Annotated in this window: 13 protein-coding genes; 9 read left to right on the top strand and 4 right to left on the bottom strand. The window is 72.7% G+C overall.

Features of this window, described 5'->3' with window-relative positions; translation table 11 throughout:
* Window positions 1–38 precede the first annotated feature (38 nt).
* The 9 genes from tatA to B042_RS21800 all read left to right on the top strand — a co-directional run bounded on the left by tatA (window position 39) and on the right by B042_RS21800 (window position 8,851).
* Window positions 39–368, top strand: coding sequence for a Sec-independent protein translocase subunit TatA (gene tatA, locus B042_RS0103410; protein ID WP_028647063.1), 330 nt, complete (start codon window positions 39–41; stop codon window positions 366–368).
* Window positions 369–533: 165 nt separating this feature from the next.
* On the top strand, window positions 534–1,364 hold the full coding sequence (gene tatC / locus B042_RS0103405) for a twin-arginine translocase subunit TatC (protein ID WP_028647062.1): 831 nt from the start codon (window positions 534–536) through the stop codon (window positions 1,362–1,364).
* 106 nt (window positions 1,365–1,470) lie between these two features.
* Window positions 1,471–1,884, top strand: coding sequence for a DUF397 domain-containing protein (locus tag B042_RS0103400; protein ID WP_028647061.1), 414 nt, complete (start codon window positions 1,471–1,473; stop codon window positions 1,882–1,884).
* A 48-nt stretch (window positions 1,885–1,932) separates the two neighbouring features.
* Window positions 1,933–2,823: a diacylglycerol kinase family protein gene (locus B042_RS0103395; protein ID WP_028647060.1), complete on the top strand. Its 891-nt coding sequence runs from the start codon at window positions 1,933–1,935 to the stop codon at window positions 2,821–2,823.
* Window positions 2,824–2,835: 12 nt separating this feature from the next.
* Window positions 2,836–5,685, top strand: a complete 2,850-nt coding sequence (locus B042_RS0103390) for an RNA helicase (protein ID WP_028647059.1) — start codon at window positions 2,836–2,838, stop codon at window positions 5,683–5,685.
* Between the two features lie 159 nt (window positions 5,686–5,844).
* The gene (gene panD, locus B042_RS0103385; RefSeq protein ID WP_028647058.1) at window positions 5,845–6,252 is read left to right on the top strand and encodes an aspartate 1-decarboxylase; all 408 of its coding nucleotides are present in this window, start codon (window positions 5,845–5,847) and stop codon (window positions 6,250–6,252) included.
* 112 nt (window positions 6,253–6,364) lie between these two features.
* Complete coding sequence (locus tag B042_RS0103380) at window positions 6,365–6,607, top strand: hypothetical protein (protein WP_155988854.1); 243 nt, start codon at window positions 6,365–6,367, stop codon at window positions 6,605–6,607.
* Between the two features lie 47 nt (window positions 6,608–6,654).
* Window positions 6,655–7,932, top strand: a complete 1,278-nt coding sequence (locus B042_RS0103375) for an MFS transporter (protein ID WP_028647056.1) — start codon at window positions 6,655–6,657, stop codon at window positions 7,930–7,932.
* Between the two features lie 112 nt (window positions 7,933–8,044).
* Window positions 8,045–8,851, top strand: coding sequence for a DUF4352 domain-containing protein (locus tag B042_RS21800; protein ID WP_036553784.1), 807 nt, complete (start codon window positions 8,045–8,047; stop codon window positions 8,849–8,851).
* Between the two features lie 12 nt (window positions 8,852–8,863).
* On the opposite strand, the gene B042_RS0103365 is transcribed toward B042_RS21800, so the two are convergent.
* From B042_RS0103365 to B042_RS0103345, 4 genes are all read right to left on the bottom strand, one after another.
* The gene (locus B042_RS0103365) at window positions 8,864–9,724 is read right to left on the bottom strand and encodes a (2Fe-2S)-binding protein (protein WP_028647055.1); all 861 of its coding nucleotides are present in this window, start codon (window positions 9,722–9,724) and stop codon (window positions 8,864–8,866) included.
* 353 nt (window positions 9,725–10,077) lie between these two features.
* Window positions 10,078–11,280, bottom strand: a complete 1,203-nt coding sequence (locus B042_RS0103360) for a JmjC domain-containing protein (RefSeq protein ID WP_028647054.1) — start codon at window positions 11,278–11,280, stop codon at window positions 10,078–10,080.
* 204 nt (window positions 11,281–11,484) lie between these two features.
* Entirely contained in the window at window positions 11,485–13,572 is a 2,088-nt protein-coding gene (locus B042_RS0103350; protein ID WP_028647053.1) for a prolyl oligopeptidase family serine peptidase, read from the bottom strand.
* A gap of 151 nt (window positions 13,573–13,723) precedes the next feature.
* Window positions 13,724–14,941, bottom strand: a complete 1,218-nt coding sequence (locus B042_RS0103345) for an ABC transporter ATP-binding protein (RefSeq protein ID WP_028647052.1) — start codon at window positions 14,939–14,941, stop codon at window positions 13,724–13,726.
* Window positions 14,942–15,153 lie beyond the last annotated feature (212 nt).

Genomic DNA, 15,153 nt, shown 5'->3' with positions numbered 1-15,153 from the left:
CGAAGGCAGTCGTTCGCGCCCCACAGAGAGGTAGAACCATGGGAGCCCTCAACGGACCCACCATCGCGATCCTGGTGGTCTTGGCCCTACTGCTCTTCGGAGCCAAGAAGCTTCCCGATCTCGCGCGTTCCGTGGGCCGCAGCGCACGCATCCTCAAGGCTGAGAGCAAGGGCCTGGTCGACGACGACACCACCAAGGGTGCCGAGGACTCCGACGAGTCGAGCCGGTCGCAGACCGCCCAGCGCCAGAACACCGACGCCCCGCAGCAACAGGGCTACCCGCAGCAGCAGGGCTACCCGCAGCTTCCCGCGGGGCAGCGCATCGTCAACGAGTCGGGCGAGCCCCAGCCCCGCACCTACGGGAACTAGAACGGCGGGCGGCGCGCCTTCGGCCCGGCACCCTCGGGGGCGCCGGCCGGCGCGGCGACGCTGTGACCGTGTCGAGGGGCTCGCGTCCGCGGGGCGCGGGCCGGTGGAGAGAGAGTGACCGTACAGATGAGGGCACGAGGCCGGGGGGCCGACCCGGAGGGCCGTATGCCGCTCATGGACCATCTGCGTGAGCTGCGCGGCCGCCTGTTCAAGTCGCTGATCGGCCTGGCGCTGGGGGCCGTCGTCGGCTACGCGTTCTACCAGCCGGTGTGGGACTTCCTCACCGCGCCCTACTGTTCGCTGCCGGAGTCGGCCTCGGTCGACCCCGAGGGCTGCACCCTCATCGTGACGGGCCCCTTCGACCCGATCTTCGCCGCCTTCAAGGTGTGGGTGTTCGTCGGAGCGCTGGTCTCCGCCCCCGTCTGGCTGTACCAGCTCTGGGCGTTCGTCGCCCCGGCGCTGCACAGCCGGGAGAAGAAGTACGTCTACATCTTCGTGCCCTTGGCCGCGCTGCTGTTCTTCGGTGGCGCGGCGCTGGCCTACCAGATCACCGCGCTGGCCCTGAGCGTGTTGTTCGGGTTCTTGCCCGAGGACGCCGCGCCGTTCCTGACCGTGGGCGAGTACCTGGACTACATGGTCATCATGATGGCCATGTTCGGCCTGGGCTTCGTGATGCCCCTGCTGGTCGTCCTGCTCAACCTCGCCGGGATCCTGTCGCACGCCGCGCTGGCCAAGTGGCGCCGCGCCATCATCTTCGGGGCGTTCGCGATCTCCGCCGTCATCACCCCCGCCGAGCCGATCTCGATGCTCGCGCTCGCCGTGCCGCTGGTGGTGCTGTTCGAGATCGCCGAACTGGTCGCCTTCCTCAACGACCGCCGCAAGAGGCGCGACGACCCTCTGGCCGGGCTGGACGACGACGAGCTCTCCGACCTGGACGAGACGCCCTCGGACCTGGAGGCCACCGACAGCGGGGGCGAATCCGCCGAGCGTCGGTGAGCGCGGGTGCCAACCGCTAGGGTCTGGCGGTGGGGCCGCCGCGGGTGCCCCACCCGCCCCGGGACCGGCCCGGGGCACCGCAGGTGAGACGTGAAGGGTGCGATCGATGAGTGAGCAGTCCGGGGGCGCGCGTGAACTGCCCCCCGAGGCCATGGGCAACGAGAAGTGGCACGACACCACGCACGCGGTGTGGATGCGCTCGTCCCTGTCCAAGGAGACCTCCGATGCCGTCGTGGAGGTCGCCACGTTCGACGACGGCTTCCGCGCGGTCAGGGACGGCAAGTCGCCGGAGAAGGGCACCCTGTTCTTCACCCCGGCCGAGTGGGAGGCCTTCGTGCTGGGTGCCCGCGACGGCGAGTTCGACATCCCCGAGGAGTACCTCACCGAGGAGGAGCGCCGTATCCAGAACCGGGAGGTCGAGGTGGAGGCGGCGTGGGTGCCCTCACCGCTGAACACCCCCGAGGCGATGGAGGAGTACCGCCGCCGCGAGGCCGCCGAGCGGGCCGCCGCCGAGGCCTGATCCCGTCCCGGCGCGCCGCCGCCCCGCCCCGGTGGAGGACCCGAAGAGATGCCTGCCGACCTCGCCCTGCTGGTGGACCCCGGCCGGGGGCGCGCCGCCGTCGCCGCCGTGCGCCTGGTGCAGCGCCTGCGCGCTCGCGGCGCCCGGGTGCGCGTCCTGGCGGGGCGCTCGGGCGCCGACAGCGCCCGGCTGGCGCTGCGGGCCGCCGCCGAACGTCCGGACGCCCTCGTGGCCGTGGGCGGCGACGGTCTGGTCCACCAGGCCCTCCAGGGGGTCGTGGGGACCGGGGTGGCGCTGGCGATCGTTCCGGCCGGTACCGGCAACGACATCGCCCGGGCGCTCGGGTGCCCCGCGGGCCGGCCCGACCGTACGGCCGCGGCCCTCCTGGCCGGGAGGACCCGGCCGGTGGACGCGGTCCGCCTGACCCTGGCCGACGGCACCGAGCGCCACTACCTCAGCGTCCTGGCCTGCGGGTTCGACGCGCGGGTCAACGAGCGCGTCAACGGCTTCCGGTTCAGCGCGGGGCGGGCCGACTACCTGCGGGGCCTGGTCGCCGAACTGGGCTCCTTCGCCGCCGCCGACTACTCCCTCGACGTGGACGGGACGCGGATCGACGAGCCGGGCCTGCTGGTCGCCGTGGGCAACACCGCCGCCTACGGCGGGGGCATCCCCATGTGCCCCGGGGCGATCCCCGACGACGGCCTGCTCGACGTGGTGCTCCTGCGGGCGGCGCCTCTGGCGCACTACCTGCCGCTGCTGCCCAGGATCCTCACCGGGCACCACACAACCGACGCCACGGTGGTGGCCTTGCGGGGACGCAGGGTCGCGATCCGTGCCGGGGCGGGTGCGGCCTACGCCGACGGCGAGCGGATGGGTCCGGGGCCACTGGTGTGCGAGGCGGTGCCGAAATCGGTCGAGGTCCTGGACACGACCTCATAGTCTGGGGGCGATATGAGTAGCCACGCCGAGCGGTACGCCGCCTTCCAACGGCGCAAGAGCGCCTCCAGCGCTGCCATCGACGCCTTCCAGGCGCTGTACGGGTTCGACTTCGACCCGTTCCAGATCAGGGCGTGCAAGGAACTGGAGTACGGGCACGGGGTGCTGGTGGCCGCGCCCACCGGATCGGGCAAGACCGTGGTCGGGGAGTTCGCCGTCCACCTCGCCCTGAGCCAGGGGACCAAGTGCTTCTACACGACCCCCATCAAGGCGCTGTCCAACCAGAAGTACAACGACCTCGTCGCGCGCTACGGAAGCGACCGGGTCGGCCTGCTCACCGGTGACAACAGTGTCAACGGCGAGGCGCCGGTGGTGGTCATGACCACCGAGGTGCTGCGCAACATGCTCTACGAGGGGTCGGCCACGCTGGGCGGGCTGGCCTACGTGGTGATGGACGAGGTCCACTACCTCGCCGACCGGTTCCGCGGCGCGGTGTGGGAGGAGGTGATCATCCACCTGCCCGAGTCGGTGCAGATGGTCGCCCTCTCGGCCACGGTCAGCAACGCCGAGGAGTTCGGCGAGTGGCTCCAGCAGGTGCGCGGTGACACCACCGTCATCGTCGACGAGAAGCGGCCGGTCCCCCTGTGGCAGCACGTCATGGTCGGCCACCGGATGCACGACCTGTTCGCCGAACCGGTGGAGGAGGCCGACAGCGGGCGGGAGGACGGCGGCTCGGCGTCCAAGCGCAAGCGCGAGCGCCGCCGCGACCGGTCGTGGAAGCCGCGCGAGATCGTGGTCGGCGGTCGGAGGCTGGCGATCAACCCGCGGTTGACACGCATCGCCGAGGAGGACAGCCGCGTCACCCAGCTCGCGCACCGGCGCCGCTCCCCGCAGTCGCGGGCCCGGGGCAGCGCGCGGCCCCGCTCCCGGTACGCGCCGCCCTCGCGTCCCACCGTCATCACCGAGCTCGACGACGAGGGCCTGCTGCCCGCGATCACCTTCATCTTCAGCCGTGCGGGCTGCGACGACGCCGTGCGTCAGTGCGTGGCCTCCGGTCTGGTGCTCACCACACCGGAGGAGGCCGAGGAGATCCGTGCGTTCGCCCAGGAGCGGTGTGCCGACATCCCGCCCGCAGACCTGGCGGTCCTGGGGTTCTCACAGTGGCTGAGCGCCCTGGAGGCGGGGATCGCGGCGCACCACGCGGGGATGCTGCCGACCTTCAAGGAGGTCGTGGAGAAGCTCTTCTCCCGGGGGCTGATCCGCGCGGTCTTCGCCACCGAGACCCTCGCGCTGGGCATCAACATGCCCGCGCGCACCGTGGTCATCGAGAAGCTCGACAAGTGGAACGGCGAGACCCACGCCCAGCTCACGCCCGGACAGTACACCCAGCTCACGGGGCGCGCGGGGCGGCGCGGTATCGACGTCGAGGGCCACGCGGTCGTGATCTGGCAGGCCGGGACCGACCCCGAGTCGGTGGCGAGCCTGGCGGGTACGCGCACCTACCCTCTCGACTCCAGCTTCCAGCCCTCCTACAACATGGCCGTGAACCTCGTCGCCCGGGTGGGCCGACGCCGCAGCCGCACCATGCTGGAGGCCTCCTTCGCCCAGTTCCAGGCGGACCGGGCCGTGGTGGGACTGGTCAAGCAGTTGCGCAAGCACGAGGAGGCGCTGGAGGGCTACGCGGCCTCAGCCGAGTGCCACCTGGGCGACTTCATGGAGTACGCCGGGCTGCGCCGCGCACTCGGCGACCGGGAGTCGGAGCTGTCCAGGACCCGTTCGCTGCGCCGCCGCGACGAGGCGATGGAGAGCCTGTTGGGGCTGCGCCGGGGCGACATCATCCGGATCCCCTCGGGGCGCTTCTCCGGGCACGCCGTCGTCTTGGACCCGGGGCTCAAGCTGGATGTGCCCGCCCCGCTGGTGCTCACCGTCGGCAAGCAGGTCAAACGGGTCAACGCCACCGACTTCACCGTCCCGGTGCACCCTTCCGGCCGCGTCCGCATCCCCAAGTCGTTCTCGGCACGCTCGGCGCGCTCGCGCCAGGACCTGGCCTCGACGCTGCGCAACAAGCTCAGGGAGCAGGGCGACGCGCCGGCCGTCGAGCGGGGGAGGGACGGGCGCGGGTCGGGCGGTGGAGCCGAGGACGCCGAGGTGGTCCGGCTGCGCGCCGAACTGCGCCAGCACCCCTGCCACGGGTGCGACCAGCGCGAGGACCACGCCCGCTGGGCGGAGCGGTACTTTCGGCTGCGCAAGGAGACCGAGGGGCTGCGCCGCCGGGTGGAGGGGCGCTCGAACGTCATCGCGCGCACCTTCGACCGGGTGTGCGGCGTCTTGGAGGACCTGGACTACCTCACCGGTGAAACGGTGTCCGAGGACGGCTCCCGGCTGGCCAAGGTCTACTCCGACCTGGACCTGCTGGTGGCCGAGTGCCTGCGCCGCGGGGTGTGGCGGGACCTGGCGCCGGTGGAGCTGGCGGCCTGCGCGGCCGCTCTGGTCTACGAGCCGCGCCGTGACGACGACCCGTTCCCCCGGGTCCCGCAGGGGCCGGTCGAGGAGGCCTTGGCGGAGATGGTGCGGCTGTGGGGCGACCTCCACGAGGTGGAGGCGCGACACCGGGTGTCGTTCCTGCGCCAGCCCGACTTCGGGTTCGTGTGGACGGCCCACCGGTGGGCGCGGGGCGACCGTCTGGACGCCATCCTGCGGCAGGCCGACATGCCCGCCGGAGACTTCGTGCGCACCGCCAAGATGCTGGTGGACATGCTCAGCCAGATCGCGGGCGCGAGCGGTGACGAGCAGGTGCGCAGGAACGCGCGCAAGGCCGTCGACCTGGTCCGGCGCGGCGTGGTCGCCTACTCCTCGCTGAACTGAGCGGGGCCGCCGCCCGGGGAACAAGTCGGACCCGGGCGGCGTTGGCCGCAAAGTGGGACCCCGCGGGCACACCGTGCACCCGTCGGGGCCATCATGGGAGGGCACGGGACCCCGCCAGGGGCCTGTAGTCCGTACGTCTTCTGAAACGGGGATCAGGCAGTGCTGCGCACCCTCATCAACGGCAAGATCCACAGGGCCACCGTCACCCAGGCCGACCTGCACTACGTCGGCTCGGTCACGATCGACGCCGACCTGATGGAGGCCGCTGACATCGTGGACGGTGAGCAGGTCCACATCGTCGACATCGACAACGGCAGTCGGCTGGTGACCTACGCGATCACCGGTGAGCGCGGCAGCGGCGTCATCGGGATCAACGGCGCGGCGGCGCGGCTGGTCAGCCCGGGCGACCTGGTGATCATCATCTCCTACGCCCAGGTCGTCGAGGCCGAGCGAGCCGAGCACGTCCAGCACATCGTGCACGTGGACGCCGACAACAGGGTGATCGCCCTGGGCAACGACCCGGCCGAGCCGGTCCCGGGCAGCGAACTCGTCTCCGGGCGCCGCTGACGCCCGGCCCCGTGCGGGCCGCCGGACCTTCGTGGTCCGGCGGCCGACACGTTTTCGTGGCCGGTTCCGGCCGGATCGGTCGTGCTCGGGGCCGGGTATGCCCGTTCTCGTAATGGATGACGGGGATGAGGAACAGCGCCGGGTCGCGGAGCACGTCGAGTGGCAGAAGCAGGGGGCGTGGGTGGTCCTGTGGGGCCCCTACACCCGCTGTTTCTGGGCTTTCGCGTGCTGGCCGGTGGTCCCCGAGGAGGGGGTCGTGGTCTCTTCCGCCGACCCCAACGTCCTGTACACGCACATGCGGCAGGTCGAGCGCGAGCACCAGTATTTAGAGTGGCGCTATAAAAATCTTCGGTGAGACGCTACGATCCATCCGTTGTCAGGATGAACCGAAAGGTCGGTGGCGTGTCCACGCGAACATCCCCCCACAGCTCCGTGCTCTCGGCAGAGGGCCGCGCCCGCGTGCAGCGCCGTACCGTGGCGGCCCTCATGCTCGCCCAGGTGGTGGGGGGCCTGGGGATGGGCGCCATGCTGGCGGTGGGGGCGCTGATCGCCCTCGACCTGTCCGGTTCGCGGGCCTGGTCCGGGATGGCCACCACCATGATCACCCTGGGCGCCGCCGTCTTCTCCCTGCCGCTGGCCTCGCTGGCCGCGCGGCGCGGCCGACGCCCCGGACTCGCGCTCGGATGGGTGGTGGGGGCCCTGGGCGGCCTGGTCGTCATCGGTGCCACCGTGGCCGGGTGGTTCCCCCTCTTCCTGGTCGGCATGGTGCTGATCGGGGCGGGTACCGCGACCAACCTCCAGGCCCGGCACGCCGCCGCCGACCTGGCGGGGGAGGACACCCGGGCCCGGGACCTGTCCCTGGTGGTATGGGCGACCACCGTGGGGTCGGTGGCCGGGCCCAACCTCATCGGGATCGGCGGGGACCTCGCCGCCGGCCTGGGACTGCCCGAACTCCTGGGGCCGGCGCTGTTGACCACGACGGGGTTCGCCCTCGGTGCGGCGGCCACTTTCGTGCTGCTGCGTCCGGACCCCCTCGTGATCGCCTCGTTCCCTGAGCGGTGCCCGGAGGGGGCCCGGCCCGCGCCGCGCCGCTCACCCCTGGACGCGCTGCGCACCGTGGCCCGCAGGCCCCGTGCCCTGCTGGCGATCACCGCGATCGTCTCCGCCCACACCGTGATGGTGGGGGTGATGACGATGACCCCCGTGCACATGAGTGCCCACGGGGCGGCCCTCACCGTGGTCGGGCTGACCCTCTCCCTGCACATCCTCGGCATGTACGCCTTCTCCCCGCTGGTGGGGTGGCTTGCCGACCGTCTGGGGCGGGTCCCCGTGCTGCTGGCCGGACAGGCGGTCCTGTTGGTGTCGGTGGCCTTCTCGGCGGGGGCCGGACACGACGAGGTGCTGGTGACGGTCGGGCTCGTCCTGCTCGGTCTGGGCTGGTCGCTGTGCCTGGTGTCCGGGTCCGCGCTGCTGGCCGAGTCGGTTCCCGCCGATGAGCGGCCCCGGGTGCAGGGGGTCGGTGACCTGGTCATGAACCTGGGAGGGGCCTGCGCGGGCGCTCTGTCGGGCGTGGCGCTGTCCCTGACCGGCTTCGCGGGGCTCAACCTCTTCGCCGCCCTGTTCACCGTCCCGGTGTTCGTGCTCGCGGCGCGGGTTCTCCGGAACCCAACCCAGGCATGATCTTTACCTGAAAAGCCCTGGTATTGGGATGGTCGTCAGTACTTGTCTGGTTACGGTGCAGTCTGAGGCGTCCATTGGGCGCGGGCACCGGAGCGGACCGAGGGGTGTTCTCATGACCGATCGAGAGCCCGAGGAGGGCCCCGGGGAGCGGCCCGGACCGCCCCCCTCCGACGGGGACGCCCGCCCGGAGGGCGCCGCTCACGGCGAGAGCCCCGGGGGCACCTCCCCCGAACCCGGTCCGGGCGAGGCCTCCGAGGGGCCCAGCGGGCTTGGGCAGGCCGGTTTCGAGCACGCCGGGTACGCCCCCGGCTACGGGGAGACGGACCTGCCCGCGGCGGGGGCGGGCAGCCACCCGGGCGGCCCGCCCCCGCCCGGTGCGCCGACGCCCCCGCCGGGCACCTACGGTCCGCCTCCGCCCGCACCCACGCCGTGGGGCAAGGTCGTCGGCATCGGCTGCGCCGTGCTCCTGTTCGTTCTGCTGCTCATGGGCGGGTGTACCGCCCTGCTGCTGGTCACGGCGGGCGGGAACGGGGAGTCGGCGCAGGAGGTCGCGGACCCTGAGGCGGACGCCCCGAGCGAGCCGGTGGAGGAGGAGATCACCGCGGTGGAGACGGAGTTCGAGCCCAGCTCCCTCTACACCGAGGGGGAGTTCACGAGCGTGAAGGTGTCGGTGACCAACACCGGTGAGGAGGACATCGACGTCAACCCCCTGTACTTCTCCGTGGTGGACGCCCAGGGGCGCACGCACGGCGTCGGCGACGCCATCGCGCTGGACGAGAACGAACTGGAGGCGGGTTCCGTGGCCCCGGGGGAGACGGTCACCGGGACGGTCACGGTCCCCGGCGAGGTGGAGGCCGCCACGCTCGTGTTCGACCCCTTCTACCACGAGGCGGTCGAGGTTCCGGTGGAGGAGCCGTAGGGACGGGACCGGTCAGGGGGCGAGCGCGGGGTCGCGCAGCCACTCCGACAGGTCCTTCCGGCGGTCGGAGTCGCGCTTGAGCGGGCAGGTGGTGCAGAAGCCGTGCTCGGGGTCGGCCTTGTAGTCGAAGCAGCAGGTGCCCCGCACCGCCCACGTGCCACGCGGGTGCTGCGGGGCGAACGGGAACAGGCGCGGCCGCCGGCGCGTCACCGCGCCCGCCCCGACCACGGCCTCGCCCAGGCGAGCGGCCAGGCCCCACGCCTGTTCGGCGTCCCGGCCCAAGTAGCGGGCCGGGTTGAGCATGTAGAAGTGCAGGGTGTCCACGACCCACCCCCACAGGGTCCGCAGCCCGGCGCGCGAGTGGGCGTGCAGGTCTTCCAGGAGGGGGCCGAAGGTGGCGACCACGCCTTCGGCGGCCGCGCGCACCAGGGCGTCCTCGTCGGCGACGGTGACCGTGTCCGGCCTGCCGGAGGCGGTGTCACCGGGAAGCACCGCCCAGTGCGCGCCCGCCACAGCCGGGGTGGCGAAGCGTGAGGCGACGGTGTCCCAGGGCAGGTACAGGGTGTCGGGCCTCAGCAGCGGCGCCCGACCGGTCAGGTACAGCGACGCCGACACCAGGAAGATCGGCTCACGCAGGGTCACCCGCAGGAAGTTGGTGGCGGCGGGCAGGCGGTGACCGGGGCCGTGCTCGGTGCGCAGCTTGTCGTGCAGGATGCGCAGGGCACCCTCCTCCACCAGGTGGTCGGAGCGGTACCAGTGGACGGTGGCGCGGTGGGGCCGGTCAGGGGCGGCGGAGTCCGTGATCTCGGGCAGCGGTGCGAACTTCAGTGGTGCACACGCCTCGCACAGTGCACCGAGCGGGTCTTGAGTCACCGCGGAACCTGCCCTTCCTCACATGACGGCCGTTGCAGGGCTGACCGCAGCGGCCACCGGGGACGGTCCATCTGCGCCTGTGAAGTGAGGCTACCCTAACATTTCATTGCGGGCAATCCTCGGCCGGGGTGCTATGGGGAAAGAAAGTACAGGTCACATGGTTCCGGAGGCCGCGTGCGGCAACCGCCCCAAGCGGTCGCCGGCGAGGCCTTCCCCGCCCTCGCACGCATGCTCCGGGAACCGGAAGGGCCCCTCGGCCGGGCCCCTCCGGGGGAGGGGGCGACGGGCCCTGCTTCGGGATCCGCGGCTCCTCGACCGCATCGACGCCTACGTCCGCGCCGGGGGCTCCGCCGCTAGCGGATGAGGACCAGGTGGTGCCGCGACAGTGCGCGGACCACGGAGGCGGTCGCACCGGTGTCCCCGCCGACGCGCTCGGCCAGATCGGCCACGGTCAGGGTCCGCTCCCGCGCCAGCGCATCCAGTACGGGTTCGGCCACGGCCGGGAGCCGGTAGCGGCGCCCGGCCACCGTGACGCTCACCCGGCCGCCCTCCCGCTCCAGCGGCGGGGGCAGGATCGGCGCGAACTCCACCACCGCCTCCGGTGCGGGGTCGGCGTCCTCCACCGGCCACGGCAGCGAGAACGAGGTGCGCCGCGGGAAGCGGGCGTCCCGCTCAGCCAGGAACGCGTCCAGGCCGTGCTCCTCGGCCAGTTCCGCCAACCGAGCCAGGAGCGCGTGCAGGTGCTTGCCGCGCTCGTCGCCGTCGGCGAACCTCGGCAGGTCGCGGCGGAACAGCTCCTCGTCGAACAGGCGCCGCACCAGCGCGTCGGCCCAGTCCACCCCGGTGGCGCGGGTGAATCCGAACGTCAGGTGCATGCTCACCTCGCCCGTCCCGGTCACCGTGTGCCACCAGCCGCGCGGCACGTGGATCACCTGGCCGGGCCGCAGCACGCCCTCCCAGACCACCTGGAGCTCCCCGCCCGCGCCGCGGGGCGGCGTGTGGGAGTGGTCGGTGTCGTTCTTCATGGGGTGCGGTCGCGAACCGGGCCCGTGCACCTGCCAGTGCTTGGTCCCCTCCACCTGGACGATGACGGTGTCGTGGTCGTCCCAGTGGGTGTCGAACCCGCGCGACTCCCCCCAGATGAGGTACAGGTTGGCCTGCACCCGCTCGCGGACCAGCCGCATGAGGTCGTCGGCGGCCGCCGCGATCGGCGGGTGCATGCGGTCGATGCCGTCCAGGACCAGGCTCGCCCCGGACCGCAGTTCGCCGTAGAGCCCCTCGGGGCGGATCACCCTGCGGGCGGTGCGCGAGGCGGTCCCCTGCTCGGTGTACCGCTCGACGGGGACCGGGGAGCCGTCCCGGTGCAGTCGCAGGCGCGGCGGCTCGGGCGCGCACGAGGCGATCACGGCGTTGAGGTCGTCGAAGGTCAGTAGCGAGCGGACGGTGTCCGCGCCCAGGTCGGCCAGGAGGAACCCCTCGGACAGGCGCGAGGTGAAGGTCTCGCGGCCCGTGGCGTCACACAGAGCCCGGGTGAACAGCTCTCCCGTGTCGGTCACGTGGTGCCCTCTCATGAGAGGTGGAGCCCGCCGGGCGCGCCGCGCAGGCACGCCCGGCGGGGCCTGATCAGATGAAGTCGGAGCTGGAGTCGGTTCCGTCGCTGTCGCCGCCCGCGGTGATGTCGCGGGAGGTCACCTCGGCCAGGTCCTCGACCTCGATCTCGAACGGGTCCATCGCACACCTCGTCATTTCGTGTGGGTTCCTCATTCTCTGTTCGGGACGGCACCGGGTCGCCCCGGCACCAGCCCCGTCTCGTGGGCCGCGAACGCGTGCGCGTCGGCGGCCAGTGCCACCGCACGGCCGACCGCGCGCGGGCCGTGCCCCACGTCGCGCTCGTACCGCAGCAGGGCCCGCGGGGCCTCCCCGCCCCGGTCCCGCGCCGCCGCGAGCAGCGCAGCGCACATCTTGCGCGGGTGGGCCGCGTCGGTGCGGGTGTCACCGTGGAAGCCGGTGAGCAGGACGCTGGGGAAGCGTGGGGACGGGCTGTCGCAGGAGCGCTCCAGCGCCCGGTGGTAGGGCGAGTAGGACATCAGGGCGGCGAAGTCGCCGGGGTCGGCGGCGGTGCCGAACTCCCGGGTCCACATCCGGCCCAGCCCCAGGCGCTCGAAGCGGGCCATGTCCGCCAGCGGCGCGGAGGCGATGACCGCCGCGCACAGGTCCGGGCGGGACGTGGCGGCGGCCAGGACGAGCAGTCCCCCGGCGGAGCCGCCCGACAGACACAGTTGCGCGCGAGTGCACAGCCCGCGGTCGACGAGGGCGTCGGCGGCGGCGACCAGGTCCTCGACAGCGCGCGGCTTGCTTCGGCCCGAGCCCGCCAGGTGCCAGCCGCGTCCGGCGTCGCCGCCGCCGCGCACGTGCGCCACCGCGTAGCGCCCGCCCGCCAGAAGCCAGGCCAGGACGGTCGCGCTGAACCCGAACTGGCGGGGCCGCCCGAACCCGCCGTAGGCGTGCAGGAGGGTCGGCCCCGGTCCGGGGGTGCCGGGGGCGGTGAAGACGGTGATGTGGACCCGGGTGCCGTCGGCCGAACGGCAGCCGGTGAGTGTCCGGGTGACCTTGGGCGGTGGCGGGGCCGTGTGCGCCCGGGGCGGCCAGGGCAGGGTGCGGGAGGAGCCGGGGGGCAGGCGCAGGACGCGCTGCTGCTCCGAGACGTCGGCGTAGGCCAGGTACACCGATCCGTCCGGGGCCGCCTGGGGGTCGGAGGCCATCCCCTCGCCCGGCAGGTCCACCCCGGACAGGAGGGCGCCCGAACGCGCGTCGTAGCGGGACGCCTCGCTGATCCCCCACCGGGTGCGCACCGTCAGCAGTTCCGGCCGCTCGGCGGTGCCGTAGGGGGTGAAGGCGTCCAGCGTCGCGCCACCGTCCTCGGGGACCACCTCGCGCCAGTGCTCCACGCCGGGGTCCTCGGGGGAGACCGCCATGACGCGGCGGCGTGGCGCGTCGAGGGTGGTGCGCAGGTACAGCAGGCCGTCGGGGCCCGCTAGGGCCTCGGTCTCGGCCTCCAGGCCCACCTGGACGGGGCGCGGACGGGGGTCGGCGAGGTCGGCCAGCCACAGGTCGGTGCGGTGCCCTGTGCCGTGGCTCTCGCTGATGAGCAGCCACCGGCCGTCCAGGGCGCGGACGCCGGGGACGCTCGCGGGAGCGGTGCAGGCGTGCACCAGGCGCTCGGAGCCGTCGGCGACCCGGCGCAGCCACACGCCGCGCACCCCCCGCACGCCGTCGCGGCGCACGTAGTGGAAGGCGGGTTCGGGGCCGGGAACCCAGGCCACGTGGGAGTAGCGGACGCCCTCCACCACCGGGCCGGCCTGTGTCCCCGACGCCGTGTCCAGGACGCGCATCCGGCCGCGTTCCACACCGCCCACGGAGGTCTGGACGGCGACCAGCGCTCCGTCGGGGCTCGGCTCCCAGGAGTCGAGCGTGGTGCCGCCGTCCGGGTCCTCCTCCGCGGGGTCGTAGACGGTGCGGGCCGGGCCCTCGCCGCGGGCGGGCAGGGCGACCAGCGCCGGGTGCTCGCGCCGGGCGCGGCGCACGGTGGCCAGCAGCAGCGGGCCCCGCTGCCGGGGCGGGGTCCACAGGTCGGTGTCCACCAGGGAGCGGATGCGCTCGGCCAGGGGTGCGCGCAGCGGCCAGGCGGCGGCCTGCCGCTCGTACTCGCGGTCGCGGTCGCGCAGCCAGAGCGAGGTCCGGGGGGAGTCGGCCTCCTCCAGCCAGCGGTAGGGGTCGGTGACGCGGCGGCCGTGCAGGAGGTCCGCGGCCGTTCCTCGGGGGGCGGCCCCGTGGGGTCGGTTGAGCACCCCCACATCGTTGGGTCCGGGCCGGAGACCGGTCAAGGCAGACCTGTCTTACCCCGGGTGATGCGAATATGACGTCTGGGCCAGGTTTGGTGCGGGGAACGGCGCCGCCCCCGGCCATGTGGGCCGGGGGCGGCGGGTCCGGCCGGCGGAGTCAGCGGTCGTGCGGGGAGCCGATCGCCAGGCCGCTGACGCGGTCGAAGAAGTGGAGCTGGTCCACGTCCACGGACAGGCTGATCGTGTTGCCGGGCCGGACCTGGCTGCGCGGGCTGACGCGGGCGGTGAACATCGAGCGGTCCGCGCCCAGCGGGAGGCCGGCCTCGGAGCCCTCGTCCTCGCCTGCGGCGTCCTTGGCCAGGGCGGCGGCGTCCTCGTGGCGGACCGGCGGGGCGTCGATACCGAAGATGACGTTGATCTCGGTGCCCAGCTCCTCGGTCACCTCGGCGGTGATGTCGAGGGTGGGGCCGCCGTCGCCGCCCGTCTCGGCGTCACTGAAGTCCGAGGGGCGGATGCCCAGGATGACCCGCTGGCCCAGGTAGTCGCGCAGCTCCTTGCGGGACTCCAGGAGCGACGCGGGCACCGGGATCTTGTGGTCGGCGAAGGCCAGGAGCGCGCCGTCGCCGTCGGCGGACAGGTCGGCCTCGACGAAGTTCATGGCGGGGGAGCCGATGAACCCGGCCACGAAGAGGTTGACGGGGGCGTCGAACAGCCGCTTGGGGGTGTCGACCTGCTGGAGGCGGCCGTCGCGCAGCACGGCGACCCGGTCGCCGAGGGTCATCGCCTCGGTCTGGTCGTGGGTGACGTAGACGGTGGTGACGCCCAAGCGCTCGTGGAGCTGGTTGAGGGAGGCGCGCATCTGCACGCGCAGCTTGGCGTCGAGGTTGGACAGCGGCTCGTCCATGAGGAAGGCGCGGGGCTCGCGCACGATGGCGCGGCCCATCGCCACGCGCTGGCGCTGGCCGCCCGACAGAGCGCCGGGCTTGCGCTTGAGGTAGGGATCCAGGCCCAGCATCCCGGCAGCCTCGTTGACGCGGCGGGCGATCTCGGCCTTGGAGACCTTGCGCAGCTTCAGACCGAAGGCGAGGTTCTGCTCGACCGTCATGTGGGGGTAGAGCGCGTAGTTCTGGAAGACCATCGCGATGTCGCGGTCCTTGGGGGCGCGGTCGTTGACGATCTCGCCGCCGATCTCCAGGGTTCCGTCGGAGATCTCCTCCAGGCCGGCGATCATGCGCAGCGCGGTGGACTTGCCGCAGCCGGAGGGGCCGACGAGCACCATGAACTCGCCGTCCTCGATCCGCAGGTTCAGGTCGTCGACGGCCTTGACGTCGCCCCCGTAGATCTTGTCGACGCCTTTGAGTTCGATCTCCGCCATGCTCTCGCGCTCCCGGTCCGGTTCGTGGCTGTACGGGGAAGGCCCCCAGTGTTTCGAATCTGATCGAAACAGGATCTTTGTTGATCACATGACACATGAATCTGACTGAAATGTCCAGAGCTGACAGAAAATCGATCAGGTGCGAACGCCGTACCGGACCCTCCTGGCCGACTAGCACGGGCGACCCCATGTGCGTTAGCCTGTCCGACGGT

The sequence above is a fragment of the Nocardiopsis sp. CNT312 genome (genome assembly GCF_000515115.1).
GTDB lineage: Bacteria > Actinomycetota > Actinomycetes > Streptosporangiales > Streptosporangiaceae > Nocardiopsis.
This window is presented reverse-complemented; position numbering and strand designations above follow the sequence as displayed.

What these genes read in the sequence shown, in the direction of transcription:
- B042_RS0103345 (WP_028647052.1), bottom strand. Translation starts at nt 14,941, where the DNA reads ATGGCGGAGATCGAACTCAAAGGCGTCGACAAGATCTACGGGGGCGAC.
- B042_RS21800 (WP_036553784.1), top strand. Translation starts at nt 8,045, where the DNA reads ATGACCGATCGAGAGCCCGAGGAGGGCCCCGGGGAGCGGCCCGGACCG.
- B042_RS0103390 (WP_028647059.1), top strand. Translation starts at nt 2,836, where the DNA reads ATGAGTAGCCACGCCGAGCGGTACGCCGCCTTCCAACGGCGCAAGAGC.
- B042_RS0103395 (WP_028647060.1), top strand. Translation starts at nt 1,933, where the DNA reads ATGCCTGCCGACCTCGCCCTGCTGGTGGACCCCGGCCGGGGGCGCGCC.
- B042_RS0103380 (WP_155988854.1), top strand. Translation starts at nt 6,365, where the DNA reads ATGGATGACGGGGATGAGGAACAGCGCCGGGTCGCGGAGCACGTCGAG.
- B042_RS0103400 (WP_028647061.1), top strand. Translation starts at nt 1,471, where the DNA reads ATGAGTGAGCAGTCCGGGGGCGCGCGTGAACTGCCCCCCGAGGCCATG.
- tatA (WP_028647063.1), top strand. Translation starts at nt 39, where the DNA reads ATGGGAGCCCTCAACGGACCCACCATCGCGATCCTGGTGGTCTTGGCC.
- tatC (WP_028647062.1), top strand. Translation starts at nt 534, where the DNA reads ATGCCGCTCATGGACCATCTGCGTGAGCTGCGCGGCCGCCTGTTCAAG.